Origin of the sequence: Pseudomonas sp. A-RE-22 (genome assembly GCF_019956035.1) — a bacterium.
Classification (GTDB): domain Bacteria; phylum Pseudomonadota; class Gammaproteobacteria; order Pseudomonadales; family Pseudomonadaceae; genus Aquipseudomonas; species Aquipseudomonas brassicacearum.
The window spans coordinates 270685-285503 of record NZ_JAHBCZ010000022.1; the positions used below are offsets into that span (position 1 = coordinate 270685).

Consider the following 14819-nt stretch of genomic DNA (forward strand, 5'->3'; position numbering starts at 1 on the left):
CACTGGAGCCGCGATGACACACAGCCTGCCGCCCACCCAAGACCTGCTTCCGCATCCAGACCAGGTGCAGTCCCTGGTCTCGTTTCTGGAGCACGAGCCCCAGCCGATGATCGTCCTCGATCCCGATTACAACATCCTGGCGGCAAACACGGCTTACCTGCGTCAGTTCGGCAGCGCCGACAAGCCGTTCATTGGCCATAAGTGTTATCGGGTTTCCCACCACTACGATGTGCCTTGTGACCAGGCCGGTGAGAACTGCCCGATGAAAAAGGCCAGGGAGATGCGCAGTCCGGATCGGGTCTTGCACATTCATCACACACCGCGCGGGCCCGAACACGTCGATGTGGAATTGCGCCCGATCCTGAATGAGCAGGGTGTCATCACCGCTTATGTGGAACGTCTTACCCAAGTGCGTAGCGCATCGGCACGGCCCAGCAACGAGGGGCTGGTGGGCAGTTCGCCGGCCTTTAATCAGGCGCTGCTGGAGCTGCAGCGGGTCGCGCCCTCGATGTTACCGGTCCTGCTGCTGGGAGAGTCCGGCACAGGCAAGGAGCTGTTTGCCCGCGCCGTTCATGAAACCAGCGAGCGGGCCGCGGGGCCTTTTGTCGTGGTCGATTGCTCCGGGTTGACCGAAACCTTGTTCGAGAGCGAGCTGTTCGGCCACGAGAAGGGCGCGTTTACCGGCGCCACTGTGCGCAAGGTGGGCCTGGTGGAGACGGCCCAGGGCGGCACGCTGTTTCTCGATGAGATAGGCGACGTTCCTCTGGCCATGCAGGTGAAACTGTTGCGACTGATCGAGTCTGGAACCTATCGCCGTGTCGGCAGTGTGGAAACCCTGCACGCGGATTTCAGGCTGGTGGCCGCGACCCATAAGCCGTTGGAGAAAATGCTCGAGAAAGGCGAGTTCAGGCAGGACCTGTACTACCGCATCAGCGTGTTTCCCATCCATTTACCGCCCTTGCGGCATCGCCTTGAAGACATCGGCTTGTTGGTGGATTCGTTCCTGCAACGTTCCGGGATCAGTAAGCGTCGACTGACCATCGATCCCGAGGCGCTGATGCAATTGCAGCGGTTTTCCTGGCCGGGCAATATCCGCGAGCTGCGCAATGTCCTGGAAAGAGCTGCGCTGTTTGCCGACGACGGCGTCATTCACGCCTTGCATCTGCCCGCGCCCCCCGTGGCGTTGTTCGCCCCAGCCTTGACGCCTGCGCCCGACAGCAGGGACCTGGACCAGCTCCTGGCCACTTTCAAAGGCACCCGCAGCGAACTGGCCAGACACCTGGGCGTGAGTGAACGCACGTTATACAGGCGGTTGAAGGAGCAGGGCCTGGCCTGATCGCCGGGAGACAGGCCTAGCGAGCTGGCGTGCCCATGTGGTCCTGGTGCTGCATCATCTGCTCCATCATCATCTGTTGCATGCCCATGTACCTGTCCATCATGTACTGGTGCTGCTTCATCTGCTCGGGCGTCATCCGGGAATAGTGGTTGCCCATTTGTTTCCAACCCATCATCGGGCCGTTTCCCTTCATGTGGCCGCCCATCATGCCACCTCCGCAACACCCCATCATCCCATTCATCATCTGCATGCTTTGCCGCATCGAGGCCTGGTGTTCTTGCATGAGTTTCTGGCGTTGCGCCGGATCGCTGGTGTTCTGGATCTGGGTCATTTGTTCCTGCATTTTTTCCAGGTTTTCCTGGGCCGTCGCCATTTGCTGATCGAATTGCTCGACGCTCATCGACGACTGGGGCGCCTTGGCGGCGTCGGTGGCTTGCTGGGCAAAGGTCAGCGTGGGGAAAAGCACCGCGGTCAGGGCGAGGGCGGCGAGTCTGGATGCATTCATGGTTCAGGTCCTTGCGGGGTGGGTGGCAGGGAATGCCGGGCCGGACTTCGGCGATGTCCAGCCCGACTTGCTCATTGACACAGGCCTGCCTTCAACCCATCTGCTGCGGCGCAATCACCCACACGCTGCAGGGCATCTTGTACAGCAGGCCTTCGACGGTGCTGCCGATCAGCTTGTCCAGGCTGCCATAGCGCACGCGCCCCATGACGATGACATCAATGCCATGGGACGCGGCGTAGCTCGCCAGCACCTTGGCCGGGTCACCCATGATCATGCGTCGCTGGTCCGGGGCGATGCCATTGCGTTCGGCCAGTGCATCGAAGGCCGCACCCTGGGACTCGTAGAGCTGGCGGGCCAGGGTCGAGGAGAAGAACATCGAACCGTTGCCAAAACCGTATTCTGCGGCGGTGATGGACGAAAGGTCATAGGCGTAGATGACTTCCAGCGTCGCGTCGCAGCTGGTGGCCAGCTTGTTGGCTTCGCTCAGGATCCGGTCATTGAGGCCTTCGTAGCGTCCGTCCTGATGGAACGGGTCGATGGCGGCCAGGATCTTGCGCGGACGGGGGTGGGCGACCTTGTTGACGAAGTGCAGTGGAACCTCGCATTCGCGCAGCAGATGCACGTCCAGCGGCGTGAACATCAGTCGGGAAAACCACGACTCGGGGTCCACCGACTTGATCAGCGCATCCATAGGCGCTTCCTTGAGGTGGACCAGGATCTCCTGCAAGGGGCGCTCGACCCACGTCACTTCTGTCGTGACCTCGATGCCGAGGTTGCGCAGGGGCCTGGCCTGTTCCTCCAGCCACTGCCGATGGCGCTCGATGTAGCCCAGGCGCATCTGCTCCAGTGCTTGCTCATTGACCAGGCCGGCCGTGGCCAGGCCTTCGAGGTAGTCAAAAGCGACGATGTGCAGCGCCGCGCCTTCGGCCTTGGCCAGTGCGGCAGCCCGGTCGAACGCCGGGCTGTGTTCCATCAGTGGCGAGACGACCAGCATCAAGCGTGATTGCGTAAACATGACAAACCTCCCGGGCAAGGACCTGTTGGCGCCGGGCGAGGTTTCGCGCGGCGTGGTGTCTGTCATTGATCATGAGCGCCATGGAGCTCGCTAACTTGATTTGCATCAAACACGCTGCAAAGCGTTGAATTGAAGGCGGCAACGGCGAGGCAATCGCGCTATGTTTGAGCATGATCAGTCGCCCCAGGGCACGAGCGCCGCCGGCTCGGACCGCTGGATCGAGTGACAACCGCAGACAGTGCCAGGGAGCCGTAACCATGACTGAAACCCTGGCCTTCGCCAATGCCGCCGCCGCACTGGGAATCGGCCTGCTGGTGGGGCTTGAGCGCGAACGACGCAAAGGCGAGGGCGACCGGCGCGACTTCGCCGGTTTGCGCACCTTCGCCATCACGTCCGTGCTCGGCTACCTGGCGGTCCAGGCGGGCGGCCCCCTGTTGCTGGGGGGCATGACCCTTGCCCTGGGCGCTTTGGTGACCGTGGCCTATTGGCGAAACCTCGACAAGGATCCCGGGATTACCAGCGAGGTGGCCTTGTTCGCGGTATTGGCACTGGGCGCGCTCTGTGCGAGCGCCCCGGGCCTGGCGACCGCGATTGGGGTGGTGATGGCCGGGCTGCTTGCCAGCCGCCAGGCGTTGCACCACTTTGCCCGCAAGCAGTTGACCGCTACCGAGATGCGCGATGGCCTGGTGCTGTTGATCGCCGCGCTGGTCGTGCTCCCGCTGGCGCCGGATCGCTTCCTCGGACCTTATGACGCAATCAACCTGCGCAACCTGTGCACGCTCACCGTTATGCTGATGGCGGTGGGTGCACTGGGGCATGTCGCGGTTCGAACCCTGGGGACCCGCTATGGCTACGCTCTCAGTGCGATTGCCTCTGGATTCGCCTCCGCCACGGTGACGGTCGCGACCATGGGTGGCATTGCGGCCAAAGACCCGATCAATCTCAAGGTGGTGAGCGCCGCGGCAGTGTTATCCAACCTGGCGACGGTGGTTCAAATGGGCCTGATCCTCACGGCCGTGGACCCCGCGCTGTTGCGTTGGATGTGGGGCTCGCTGCTGTGCGGGATGCTGATGGTATTGCTCTACGCCGGCGTGCTGATGTTTCCCCGCCCAAGGGCGCGGGCCGATGAGCCCATCAAGCATGGCGGTGCCTTCAGCCTCAAGCTGGCGGTGACGATGGTCCTGGCGATGACCGCTATCACCGTCCTCTCGTCGGCAATGCTCGATGCGTTTGGCCAGGCCGGGGTGACCGTCACCGCGATTTTCAGCGGGTTGCTCGACGCCCACGCCTCGACAGCCTCCATCGCTTCCCTGGCCAAGGGCGGGTTGTTGCCCTTCGACGGCGTCGCCGTGCCGATCTTGATCGCGTTCAGCAGCAACTCCCTGAGCAAGTGCGTGGTGGCCTGGCTCAGTGGCGGGCGAAGGTTTGCCGCGTATGTAATTCCCGGCCAGGTGCTGTTAACGCTGGCGATGTGGGTGGGGCTGTTGCTCCCGAGTTTGTCAGCCTGAATGATGGCCGTTTGATAAAGATCAAGTCCCGTCCGTGGCATATGTTCATTCTGGAACCCTCAATCCTTTAAGTGGCTGTCGCCACGTGCCGAGGTGTTCCATGTCCCAGACTCAACGTTTATTGCTAGTGGCGCCTGACGCCATGATCCGTACGCCGGCGTTCGACCGCGCCACCGAGTTGGCCCTGGCGCTGGACCTGCCCCTGCACATCGTGGCGTTCGACTACCTGGAGTTGCTCTCGGTGGCCGGTCTGTTCGCCCCGGAGCAGGTCAAGCAAGCGCGTGAGGGCTATCTGGAAACCCATCGGCATTGGTTGTGGCAACAGGTCGAACTGGCGCGCCGGCACGGCGTCGAGGTGACCTGTGAGGTGGTTTGGAGCAAGGATGCCTTCCAAGCCTTGCAGCAATACGTCACGGAGATGCCGATGGCGTTGATCATCAAGGACGCGCAGCCGGAACCGGCGATGAAGCGGGTGTTTTTCACGCCTCTGGACTGGCGCTTGTTGCGTGACTGCCCGGTGCCAGTGCATCTGGTCACGGATTCGCGTAACCCGCGGCCTCGGCGGGTCCTGGCGATCGTCGATGTGCTGCGCAGCGAGGAGCAGGACCTGGTGTTCAACGACCGGATCGTCGACGCCGCGGTCAAACTGGCCGAGCAATGCAACGCCCAGGTCGAGTTGCTGCACGCCTTCGATTGGACGGCGGTCTACGCCTCGGACATGGGCATTGGTGCGCTGCCCCTGGCCACCGGGCTCTATGAAGCGTTGGGCCAGGCACAGCATGAGGTGTTCGAGTCCCTGGCCGAGCGGCATGGGGTCGTACCGCAGCAGCGCCACTTCATCGAAGGGGCGCCGCTGAACAGCATTTGCACGTTCGCCAGCGATCACCAGATCGATGTCATCGTCATGGGTACCACGGCACATCATGGCCTGGACAAGCGCCTGGGCACCACCGCCGAGCTGCTGCTGCAACGGGCGCCTTGTAGCGTGTTGGCGATCAAGCCGCAAGTGTGATTGGAGCAACGCTGCGCGAGGCCATACCAAGGCCTCGCGCGGCGTCCGGAGCTAAAGGTAGAGCCGGTGGATAACCTGCCGGGTGTCATCGGGATCGCTGTGGGTTTCAAAACCCAGGCTGTGGGCAAGCTCTCGCATTGGGGCATTGCTGGCCGCGTCCACGGAGTACATCTGGCGGTAGCCATTTTTACGCGCGGTGTCGATCAGGTGTTCCATCAATAACGTCCCCAGCCCCAGGTGTTGCCAAGGGTCGGCGACCGTCACTGCGCACTCGCATTCGTGTTCCTGGGTCGCGCAATAGCGGCTGACCCCGATCTCGATCAACTCGCCGTTGTCATGGACCAGGGCGATGTAGGCCATGTGCGTCTTGCAGTCGACATCCATCAATTGATCGAGCAGCGCCGCGCCTGGCTCATTGATCTGCGCCAGGAAGCGCATGTGCCGGGACTCCGGTGACAGGCGCATGATGAAGTCGTATTCGCGCTGGCGGTCCTGCTCCCTGAGCGGGCGGATCAAGACATGCCGGCCGTCCTTGAGTGCCTGGATCCAGTGTTTGCCACTGATGCTGGCATACAGGGCAGCGGCGCGTTCGTTGTGGTCTTTGACAGTAAGCATGGTGCGATCCTCCCTCGGATGTGCACGTGCGGTGCGATAAATAGCTACGCATTCGGTACTGTTCTACGCCCGCCACGGCGATCGATTCTGATCTGGATCAGTGCCCGCGTATCCGTCCATCGATTGCCCTGCCTTTGATTCAGATCAAACCGTCCGGGGCCTTGATGGGCGCACGCTGAAGATCGCGCCGGAAAAGGCCGGTGCAAGGTTTCGGGCCTGAGTCGATCTGCCCGATGGAGGTGTGCGATGGGGCAATACCAGCGTCTGCTATTGATCGTCGAACCGGATCTGCACCCCTCCGCAGCGATGCGCAGGGCCTGTGCCCTGGCCCGGGCCAGCGGCGCGGCGCTGCATTTGTGCGCTTTCGTCCAGCCGCCGGCGCGTACCCACTTGTGGGGTGAAAAAACCGACGAAGCGAGTGTGCAGCGCTATTTGCACCACTACCGTCGCTGGATGGTAGAAGAGGCGGAGCTGCTCAAGGAGGAAGGCCTGGATGTGACGACTCACGTGGTGTGGACGCTCCATCCGTTGCTGGACATCCTGCGCTATGTCGAGCAGTTCCAACCTGACCTGTTGATCAAGGACGTCACCCTCGAACCTTTGCTCAAGCGCGTGTTCGCCACGCCCCTTGACTGTCATTTGTTGCGCGACTGTCCGGTGCCGGTGCATCTGGTCAACCAGGCGGTACACGGCTTGCCGCGCCGGGTCGTGGCGGCGGTGGACCCCTCGGACCCCGAGGCCAATGCCTTGAACGAGCACATCGTCCAGACTGCCGACGCGCTGGCCCGGCAATGTGACGCCTCGTTGAATCTGCTGTATGCCTGCGACCTGTCGCCGGCCTTCAATGGCGAAACCTCGTTGCTGGCCGGTGCCTGGGATGACGACTTTGCCGACGCCCTGCGCGAATCGCTGCATGCGGCGTTTATCAGCCTGGCCGAGCGCTGTGGCGTACCAGCGGAACGTCGGCACTTTGTCGTTGGCCTGCCGGTGCCGGTCATCCGTGAGTTCATCGACGAATTCGAGGCCGACGTGGTGGTGATGGGCACTGTGCACCGCGCCGGTCTTGAACGTTTGATTGGCAGCACGACAGAACGCGCCTTGTATTCGGTGCCGGGCAGTGTGCTGGCGGTCAAGGGATGAGTACGGCCACGTTGTGAGGCCGGCGCTCCGGGGGCTTGGTTTGCCTGGGCTGAGGGAGGGCAGGTTGCAGACTCGTTACAGGGGATTTTCTGTGGTCGCCGGACTTGTGCTCACCACGACCCCATGTGGGAGCGAGCTTGCTCGCGAAGGGGCCGGCAGCTTCAACGATGCATCACAGTTCCGCATGACGATGGCAACCGGCGACTTTTTGCTTGAGGCCGGGCAAGTCCAGAATGGTGACATTGCGCCCATGTATGTCCACCAGTTCCTCCTGGCGCAGGTGGGCGATGCCCCGGCAGATGGTTTCCAGGCGCAGGCCCAGGTAGGAGCCGATGGCTTCGCGGCTCATGCGCAGCACGAATTCCCTGGAGGAATAACCGCGCATGTTAAGCCGCTGGGACAGGTTCAATAGGAACGCCGCCAGGCGTTCGTCGGCGTTCATGTTGCCGAGCATCAACAGCATGCTGTGGTCGCGCACGATTTCCTGGCTCAGGAGTTTGTTCAGGTTGTGCTGCAACGACGGTAAATCGTGGGCCAGTTTTTCCAGGAGGTTGAAAGTCAGCGGGCAGACTTCGCTGTCTTCCAGGGCAATGGCATTGCAGGCGTAGTGATCGGTACTGATAGCGTCCAGGCCAAGCATTTCGCCTTGCATCTGGAACCCAGTGACCTGTTCGCGACCGTCTACCGAAAGGACGCTGGTCTTGAAGAAGCCCAACCTCACGGCATACAACGAGCGCAGTGGGTCGCCGGTGCGATACAGCGCCGTGCCTTTCTTGACCTTCACCCGCTGGGCGATCAGGGTGTCGAGGCGCTCGACTTCACCGCCCGTCAGGCCAATGGGCAGGCACAGTTCGAGCACGCTGCAGTTCGAACAAGCGGTCTTGAGCGCATGCACCTGCAGAAGTCGCGGTTCAAGCTCGCTCATGGGGAAATTTCCTTTATTTGGTGCAAGCATAGAAGAACAATTCAGCTGTGCTTGTTTTTTGTCGGCCTAAAGTGCTTCCGGCTGTCGATAGGTGCAGAACGGGTACAAAGGATGGAGGTGCTAACCTTCACTATGGGGTTTGCAGATGACGCTATTGCGTCGTGTGTGTACAGGAGGCGTTGGACTCGTTCGCGTCGTGACAGATCGATCAACGGCCAGGCGCCCTCAAACCAGTCGCAAAGCCAGCGCAGTGTGTTTATGCGGCAGTAGCGGGGCAAACTCTTCAGGCGTCAGGGTTTCCTTTTCCACCAGCAGATGGGCCCCGGTGTCCAGCTCTTCCCGATGGCTTTCCAGCAGTGTCCTGGCGCGTTGATAGGCTTCAGCGAGCAAGGCGCGAATAGCCAGGTCGACTTCCCTGGCGGTTTGTTCCGAATAGTCCTTGTCACCGATTTCCATGCGCTCGCCCAGGTAGCTCGCACTTTTGCGTTCCAGCACCGCCAGGCCAAGCGCTGTGCTCATGCCAAAGAGGGTGATCAACTGCCGGGCGATATCCGTGGCGTGAGCCAGCTCGACCTTGACACTCGAGCCAGTTGTTAGACGTTTTTTCCTGCTGTGCTTACGGCAAGGCTCAGGGCGGATGAGGCCCACAGGAAGGTTGAGCAGGCCGAGATAATGTCCGAGCAGGCGCCAGTTGCACACGACTTCGTTTTGCCCGATTCAGAAATGACCAAGGCTGACTTCAATGTCTGCACGTTGAGCCAGGTTGATCATTTCCTCTACCCGTTCGGCGTCAACGATAAACCCGCAGTAATCGTCATCCCCTGTATCCAGGTGTAGGTATCGCCTACCGAACCGGAGCAGCCATCTATCAAAGTCGTCAAGCACCTGCGTCATCGATGCGCCGCCGCCATGCTCGTAGGTGTAGGGCTCATTTATGCCGTTGGCCTTGGTTAGATAGGGCGCTAGGTACTCAAACCCGTCGTAGCCTTTCCAATCGACACTCAACAGCACGAGATACTCGAGTTTTTGTCCCCTTGCATCCTCAAGCAATCCCTCCGACAGGGCGCTGGAGGCTTCGAATCCCACGGCGAATTTACGCATGATGCGCTTGACTAGCCTGGCGTTCTCTTTTTCCGGAACCCGTGCCAACAGCGTCTGGGCGAAAGTTTTAAGGGCCTGTTCCTGCTCCTGATTCTGGCAAGGCCGAAGCTCTTTCATGATCGCAGCAGTGCTGAGGTCGGTTTCATCGGGCGCTGGCATGCTAAAACGTCCACCGAATAAACGATCAAAGATCCCCATGCTATTCGACTGCCTCTATCGTCCATCTAACATGCGATCTCGGCCCTCTGAATTCCGTCGCTACAAACATCCCGTATATCTCCAGGTAAGCATGGACGGTGATTTCTTCGCTGGCGTAATCAATGCGCTTGCAACTGAGCTCCTTGGCATTTCCGATTAAAGCTGGATGATAGGCACTGGCTGGTTTCTGCGATTGCATTTCACAGCTGAATTGTTTTACGACGGGGCGGCGGTTTCTCGCGCCGGAATAGTAAGGCGGTCGTTCCGTCGAGTACCGCAGACTGGTGCCTACTGGCATGTTTGCCCAGTCGCCCTCGAATTTAAGGGTGTTGAGAGTGTTTTCCCGAAAGCTGAATCCATCGTTGCTGCGTCGAAACTCACTATGTGCAAGGTCGATCAAGTCACGGAAACTGACGACCACCCGCTGTCCTCGCTCGTCTTTGGATCGTCGAGTCAAGTGTTTTCCCGTTTCGCCCGGGAGATAGGTGTAGTCATAAACTTCCTGTTTTGTCGTCGAATCCTGGCGTACCACACGCAGATGCTGAATGCTTTTCTGCGGTTCAGGCATATTCAACGCTTCGATGGATTTCAAGACAGGAGCGGCAGGTGTTGGCGCAGGTAACTCGAATGAGGATTGGATACGCCTTTCATAGGGTTTATATCGGTCCTGGGATTTCGGGCTGCCACAGGCCGCCTCAAACAGTGGCCGCTCTTCCATCGGCAGGCTTTTTAAAGCGATGGCTTCTGGTTCCGTGTTCAGGCGTCCACCGAGCACGCGGTGCTCTTTATCAATGTAAAAGGAACTCAATTCGGTGAGTTGCTGCAATGAGCAGTTAGCGAGCCACCGTTGCTGTATTTGTCCATAGAGGAGGTCGGCTCTGGGCACCCTTGCCTCAGAGGGTAATACGCGAGCGCTCCAAAAAGTCACCTCATCGCGTTGTGCCTTCAGGCTGGCACGGTCCAACAACTGCCAATCCCCCCGTTCCGGCGTTGTCAACATTCGCCAGTCCGGCGGTGCCGTCTGGGCACACACTTGTTTGAGCTGCGCACTTTGCAGGTACTGGGGCATTTGTTGGGCAGGCAGCTGCCAAGACTCTTCGGTCTTTCCTCGTGGGTCGATAGAGAATCTCTTCATCCCTCCATTGACCTTGTAAGCCATCTGCGCTTGAGGGCGAACGCAATTGGCATCGAATCGCGCCATGAAGCCCAAGGCCTGAGCCGCGGGTGACACCACCATATAGGTCACCCGATCTCCATCGCGAATGATGGAGTTTGGCAAAGGGGGCTCGGCCAAGGCTTGGTTGAAGACAGTGAGTCCTTCCAAGTCCACGCCAGGGGTGGCTTGGCTGACGGGTGCAGGTGCGGTCGCCTGGCATCCGGAAAGAAGCAGCGCAGTGATGAGCGCTGACGAACAGCTGGAACGGTGAAGCGTGGCATCCATGCGAGTGCACTTTAATCGACTGCGAAGCGTGGCATGGTAGCAGGGGGCGTAGGCCGAAACACTACCGAGGAGAAGTTTCAGAACCCCAGCCGGCCCAGCCTTTACCGGCGTCGAAAAAAGCATTTCAGTCAAGGCATGGGACTTTTCTATCAGGGACAGTGGACGTCAGAATGATACGAACTGCCATCCCCACCCCCACCAGCACGCCAGCAAGGCCGGACGCTTCTAGAAGCGTTGGCAGCCGCTGATGAAACAACAGGCCCAGTAGTGTGGCAAATAGTGATTCCAGGGATATCAACTGCCCGGAAAGCACCATGGGAAGGCGACGGGACGCCGCGTTCCACGCCCAGGCCCCGATGACTGACGACATCAGCGCAATCACAAGACCCCAGGCATACAGGTGTCCCGCCAGGGAAACACCGAAACCCAGGCTTGGCAGCTTGAGAAGATCAAACGCTTGCGCTGCTGGTAACAAGCACAAGGTGCCGATCCCTGCGCCGACCATCATGAGGCCGGTCCAGGCCCCCGAAGCGCTGGCCGACAGGTTGACCAAGGCGCCCTGGTTCAACCAACTGAATACGATCCACAAGAGCACCGCACCGATCGAGAAAAACACGCCCGTCAACCATGAACCGTCGTCGCTCAGGGGCTGCTGGATACTGCTGATGTTCGACAGCAATAGCCCTCCCGTTAAAAAAACCAGCGGTATCGCCAGCCTTCGCCATGGGAGGGTTTTGTGGGTGGCGTTGCCGAGCAGTGCCTGCAGGATCGGCACCATGCCAATAAACGCCGGGGTCAGTACCGGCCCGGCAAACATGACGCCTGCGGCAATGCAACTGCTGTAGCCGAGATACCCGATGACCCCCAGGCTGGCGCCAAGTAGCAGTTGGCTGCGACGCATACGCCGGAGCTGGGTTCGATAGCCCACCACGACAGCCACACCCAGCGCCCCGGCGATCAGGAACCGTATGATCATCAGATCGTGGATCGTGTAGGCACCGACGACGTAAGGCGCAACGAAATTCAACGCCCAGCCCAGCGTCGCGATGATGGCAAGGCTCACGCCGGCGAGGGTGTTCGAGTAGGCATTGGGCATTCATGCATATCCTTAAGGTATTGAACTCATGTTGCACAGCGTCGCAGCTATGCTACAAACGAGTTCTCGGCCCTGGATGCATTACCTCTGATTATGAATACCCTTGGAAAATCATTGCCGCCGCTTGCCAGCTTGTTGCCCTTCGAAGCGGCTGCGCGCCTGGAGAGTTTTTCCAAGGCCGCCGAGGAACTGCACATCACCCAAGCGGCGATCAGTCGGCAGATCCGTGGGCTCGAAGAGGACTTGGGGCTGAAGCTTTTCTGCCGTCGTAACCGCGCCGTCTTCCTGACCCCCCAAGGACGTGAGTTGGGCCGTGTGGTGAGTAACGCGTTGCAAAGTATCAGTGCCAGTGCTGTCAGCCTTCGTCAATCGCCAGGTAAAAACCGAGTCGTTTTGCTGTGCCAATTATGCGAAGCGTTCTATTGGTTGATGCCGCGGCTCTCGACGTTCCACCAGCGATACCCGGAAATCGAGATCCAGGTGGCCACATCCACCGGGCCGCTGACTGAGTTCAATGAGCATTTTGACGTGGCCCTGCAAAGCACGGGACGGCCCAGCGGCGTCCATGGCTTGATGTTTACTGCCGCTGATGAAGTGTTTCCCGTATGCAGTCCTCATTACCTGCGTACCCACAAAGCGTTGCAAGTCCGTGACCTGAAGTCCCACACCCTTTTGCACTATCACGCTACGCCGCCTCATTGGATGCAGTGGGGTGCCTGGTTCCAGGCGTTTGGACAGCCGTTCGACAACGCTTCCGAGGGCTCGGTGTTCGATAGCTACCCCTTGATGCTCCAGGCGGCGGTCGAGGGGCATGGCATCGCATTAGGGTGGCGGCGCACCGCCCAAGGGCTGCTTGAGAGCGGTGCGTTGGTGAGGCCTTGCGCAGAAAGTGTCCCTTTGCCTGATGCGATATCGGTATTCAGCCGGCCGGGCGGGGAAGGTCGGGTTGAGGTAAGCGCGCTGCTCGACTGGCTTGAAGGTGAATTGGGAAGTGATCGTCAGGCCGGCTTCGGTCCGTCGCGGTTAAACCGTTGAAGCTGCCATGACGGATAAAGTATTGGTATCCATTGTTGCAGGGTCAGAACGGCCCCAGCTTGAGGGGGTACTGGATGACGATATACAGCCGGTCGATGTCATCGCCGCCCTGGCTGCTATTGGCGCGATGGGTGACATGGGACAGTTGCAGCGACAGGTCCTTGGCCGGGCCTGACTGCACGATGTAATGCAGGTCCAGGTCGCGCTCCCAATGGCGTCCGCCAGCGCCTTGTTGCGGACTGTAAGTGCCAGTGTCGCTATCGAACAGGTTGTAGGCGCCGCCTTGGGGGGCATGGCTACCGTCTATCCCGCGTCCAGTCACATAGCGGGCCATGAAGCTCAGGCCGGGGACGCCCAAGGTGCCCAGGTCAAGGTCGTAGCGCGCTTGCCATGAGCGCTCACCCGGGCCGTTGAAGTCGGCATATTTGATCGAGTTGGCCAGGTAGATGGAGTCGCCGCCGACGAAATCGAAGGGCGTGTCGCCGTTGATTTTCTGATAGGCCAGGGTGAACGCCTGGGCATTGAGCCGGTATTTGCCACTCAGGCTATAAGCCGTGGTGTCGATGGCCCCGGCGTTGGCCTTGCCATAGTCGCGGGTGTGATACAGGTTGCCGTCAAGGAACAGTTCGCCAAGGGTGGCGTGCAGGTTGGCATAGTACTGGCGCCAGGTGTCGCTCAGTTCGGAGGCGTAGAGCGCGCCGCCCAGGGCTTGGCCGGTGAACAGGTCGGCGCCGATCAAGTCGATGGCGCCGTTGCGCGTCGTCGCCCCATACCCGGAAAAGTCACCCTTGCTGGTCGAGGCGTCCTGATTCTTGAACGCACTGAAGTGGCCCGCCTGCAGATCGACCCCTTCGACCTCGCGGCTGGAGAGCAGCAGGCCGCTGGCGTATTCGGGTTGCAGGCGCTTGTCTGCGGTGTCGAATACCGGGCTCTGCACAGTCATTTCGCCGACCGCCAGGGTGGTGCGTGAGGTGTTGAATTTCAGCGCGCCACCCGCACTGGAGTAGTGGTCCTCGCTTCGTCCGTTCTCATCCAGCGGCAACAATCCCGTTCCGGAATGCCCCTTGCCGCCGTCCAGTTTCAACCCCAGGAACGCGTGGGCATCGATGCCTACGCCGATCGTGCCGGGGGTGAAGCCGGACTCGAACGAGGCGATGAAGCCCTGGGCCCATTCCTGTTTGTAGCTTTTGCCGGCCGGGGTCGGGGTGCGATAGTCATTGTTGAGGTAGAAGTTGCGGCTGAGGACTTCCAGCGTCGCGCCGTCGAGAAAGCCAGGCGTGCTTTGCGCGAGCTGCGCTGCCATCGCCGGTGCGGCGCTGCCGGTGAGCAGGGCAAGCAGCCAGAGCGGTTTCAGGGCGACGGTTGAGTGGTGTTGTGCAGGCAACATGCTTCATTTCCATGTGAAATTGGGCGGGCGAAGAGGGCGGTACTACGCGCAGCCAGGTGTGTACGGCTGAGCGCGCAGTTCCCGACACCGCCAGGCAAACGGATTGATGCCTTCGCTGTGGGTGAAGATGTGACAAAAGTGCGCCTGGTCGCAGAACCCGTATTCCAGGCTGATTTGCGTCAGGGTCAAGTCGGTCTCCCGGATCAGTTGCTTGGCCCGGGCGATGCGCTGGCTACGGATCCAGGCTTGAGGGGACTGGCCGGTGCTGCATTTGAATGCTCGGGAAAAATGACTGCGGGACAGGGCGCAGGCCTTGGCCAGTTCGGTGATTTCCAGCGTGTCGCTAAGGCCGTCGAGAATCACTTTCTTGACCAGGCTTTCGCGCCAGGGAGACAGGCCCCCGGTGCCGGCTTTGCGCGTTGGCTTGATGGCCGCCCTGACGGTGGTGTGTGATGCACGAGCCATGACAAAAACTCCGTGTCAGTGGGAAATGCCGGGCGCACCG

At 60.3% G+C, this 14819-nt stretch carries 14 protein-coding genes and 1 pseudogene; 5 read left to right on the top strand and 10 right to left on the bottom strand.

Annotated features, from left to right (window positions below):
- Window positions 1-13 precede the first annotated feature (13 nt).
- Window positions 14-1336 carry a sigma-54 interaction domain-containing protein gene (locus KGA89_RS13230; protein WP_223471779.1) on the top strand — a complete coding sequence of 441 codons (1323 nt, stop codon included), beginning with the start codon at window positions 14-16 and terminating at the stop codon, window positions 1334-1336.
- A 16-nt stretch (window positions 1337-1352) separates the two neighbouring features.
- Here the strand turns inward: KGA89_RS13230 and KGA89_RS13235 are convergent, their stop codons facing one another.
- On the bottom strand, window positions 1353-1841 hold the full coding sequence (locus KGA89_RS13235) for a hypothetical protein (protein ID WP_223471780.1): 489 nt from the start codon (window positions 1839-1841) through the stop codon (window positions 1353-1355).
- A 91-nt stretch (window positions 1842-1932) separates the two neighbouring features.
- Window positions 1933-2856: a universal stress protein gene (locus tag KGA89_RS13240; protein WP_223471781.1), complete on the bottom strand. Its 924-nt coding sequence runs from the start codon at window positions 2854-2856 to the stop codon at window positions 1933-1935.
- A gap of 257 nt (window positions 2857-3113) precedes the next feature.
- On the opposite strand from KGA89_RS13240, the gene KGA89_RS13245 reads away from it, so the two are divergent.
- Both KGA89_RS13245 and KGA89_RS13250 read left to right on the top strand, forming a co-directional pair.
- A complete protein-coding gene (locus KGA89_RS13245) occupies window positions 3114-4364 on the top strand; it encodes an MgtC/SapB family protein (RefSeq protein ID WP_223471782.1) in 1251 nt (416 codons plus the stop codon).
- Window positions 4365-4464: 100 nt separating this feature from the next.
- Window positions 4465-5376 (top strand): universal stress protein, encoded by a 912-nt coding sequence (locus tag KGA89_RS13250; protein ID WP_223471783.1) that lies wholly within the window; start codon window positions 4465-4467, stop codon window positions 5374-5376.
- Window positions 5377-5427: 51 nt separating this feature from the next.
- Here the strand turns inward: KGA89_RS13250 and KGA89_RS13255 are convergent, their stop codons facing one another.
- The gene (locus KGA89_RS13255) at window positions 5428-5991 is read right to left on the bottom strand and encodes a GNAT family N-acetyltransferase (RefSeq protein WP_223471784.1); all 564 of its coding nucleotides are present in this window, start codon (window positions 5989-5991) and stop codon (window positions 5428-5430) included.
- Window positions 5992-6237: 246 nt separating this feature from the next.
- Between KGA89_RS13255 and KGA89_RS13260 the strand changes: the two genes are divergently transcribed.
- Window positions 6238-7131 (top strand): universal stress protein, encoded by an 894-nt coding sequence (locus KGA89_RS13260; protein WP_003201166.1) that lies wholly within the window; start codon window positions 6238-6240, stop codon window positions 7129-7131.
- 172 nt (window positions 7132-7303) lie between these two features.
- Here the strand turns inward: KGA89_RS13260 and fnr are convergent, their stop codons facing one another.
- The 5 genes and pseudogenes from fnr to KGA89_RS13285 all read right to left on the bottom strand — a co-directional run bounded on the left by fnr (window position 7304) and on the right by KGA89_RS13285 (window position 11892).
- Window positions 7304-8056, bottom strand: a complete 753-nt coding sequence (fnr, locus tag KGA89_RS13265; protein WP_223471785.1) for a fumarate/nitrate reduction transcriptional regulator Fnr — start codon at window positions 8054-8056, stop codon at window positions 7304-7306.
- A 225-nt stretch (window positions 8057-8281) separates the two neighbouring features.
- A pseudogene (locus KGA89_RS13270) lies at window positions 8282-8656 on the bottom strand (cell division protein FtsH); the annotation flags it as partial.
- A gap of 117 nt (window positions 8657-8773) precedes the next feature.
- A complete protein-coding gene (locus KGA89_RS13275) occupies window positions 8774-9316 on the bottom strand; it encodes a hypothetical protein (protein ID WP_317846361.1) in 543 nt (180 codons plus the stop codon).
- 40 nt (window positions 9317-9356) lie between these two features.
- A complete protein-coding gene (locus KGA89_RS13280; RefSeq protein ID WP_223471787.1) occupies window positions 9357-10796 on the bottom strand; it encodes a hypothetical protein in 1440 nt (479 codons plus the stop codon).
- Window positions 10797-10920: 124 nt separating this feature from the next.
- Window positions 10921-11892 (bottom strand): DMT family transporter, encoded by a 972-nt coding sequence (locus tag KGA89_RS13285; protein WP_223471788.1) that lies wholly within the window; start codon window positions 11890-11892, stop codon window positions 10921-10923.
- A 93-nt stretch (window positions 11893-11985) separates the two neighbouring features.
- Between KGA89_RS13285 and KGA89_RS13290 the strand changes: the two genes are divergently transcribed.
- Window positions 11986-12927, top strand: a complete 942-nt coding sequence (locus KGA89_RS13290) for a LysR substrate-binding domain-containing protein (RefSeq protein WP_223471789.1) — start codon at window positions 11986-11988, stop codon at window positions 12925-12927.
- A 43-nt stretch (window positions 12928-12970) separates the two neighbouring features.
- Here the strand turns inward: KGA89_RS13290 and KGA89_RS13295 are convergent, their stop codons facing one another.
- Entirely contained in the window at window positions 12971-14314 is a 1344-nt protein-coding gene (locus tag KGA89_RS13295) for an OprD family porin (RefSeq protein WP_223471790.1), read from the bottom strand.
- A gap of 42 nt (window positions 14315-14356) precedes the next feature.
- The gene (locus tag KGA89_RS13300) at window positions 14357-14779 is read right to left on the bottom strand and encodes a helix-turn-helix domain-containing protein (protein ID WP_223471791.1); all 423 of its coding nucleotides are present in this window, start codon (window positions 14777-14779) and stop codon (window positions 14357-14359) included.
- Window positions 14780-14819: the final 40 nt, after the last annotated feature.

Coding starts and splice junctions, on each gene's coding strand:
- KGA89_RS13230 (WP_223471779.1), top strand. CDS start 14: ATGACACACAGCCTGCCGCCCACCCAAGACCTGCTTCCGCATCCAGAC.
- KGA89_RS13235 (WP_223471780.1), bottom strand. CDS start 1,841: ATGAATGCATCCAGACTCGCCGCCCTCGCCCTGACCGCGGTGCTTTTC.
- KGA89_RS13240 (WP_223471781.1), bottom strand. CDS start 2,856: ATGTTTACGCAATCACGCTTGATGCTGGTCGTCTCGCCACTGATGGAA.
- KGA89_RS13245 (WP_223471782.1), top strand. CDS start 3,114: ATGACTGAAACCCTGGCCTTCGCCAATGCCGCCGCCGCACTGGGAATC.
- KGA89_RS13250 (WP_223471783.1), top strand. CDS start 4,465: ATGTCCCAGACTCAACGTTTATTGCTAGTGGCGCCTGACGCCATGATC.
- KGA89_RS13255 (WP_223471784.1), bottom strand. CDS start 5,991: ATGCTTACTGTCAAAGACCACAACGAACGCGCCGCTGCCCTGTATGCC.
- KGA89_RS13260 (WP_003201166.1), top strand. CDS start 6,238: ATGGGGCAATACCAGCGTCTGCTATTGATCGTCGAACCGGATCTGCAC.
- fnr (WP_223471785.1), bottom strand. CDS start 8,056: ATGAGCGAGCTTGAACCGCGACTTCTGCAGGTGCATGCGCTCAAGACC.
- KGA89_RS13275 (WP_317846361.1), bottom strand. CDS start 9,316: ATGCCAGCGCCCGATGAAACCGACCTCAGCACTGCTGCGATCATGAAA.
- KGA89_RS13280 (WP_223471787.1), bottom strand. CDS start 10,796: ATGGATGCCACGCTTCACCGTTCCAGCTGTTCGTCAGCGCTCATCACT.
- KGA89_RS13285 (WP_223471788.1), bottom strand. CDS start 11,892: ATGCCCAATGCCTACTCGAACACCCTCGCCGGCGTGAGCCTTGCCATC.
- KGA89_RS13290 (WP_223471789.1), top strand. CDS start 11,986: ATGAATACCCTTGGAAAATCATTGCCGCCGCTTGCCAGCTTGTTGCCC.
- KGA89_RS13295 (WP_223471790.1), bottom strand. CDS start 14,314: ATGTTGCCTGCACAACACCACTCAACCGTCGCCCTGAAACCGCTCTGG.
- KGA89_RS13300 (WP_223471791.1), bottom strand. CDS start 14,779: ATGGCTCGTGCATCACACACCACCGTCAGGGCGGCCATCAAGCCAACG.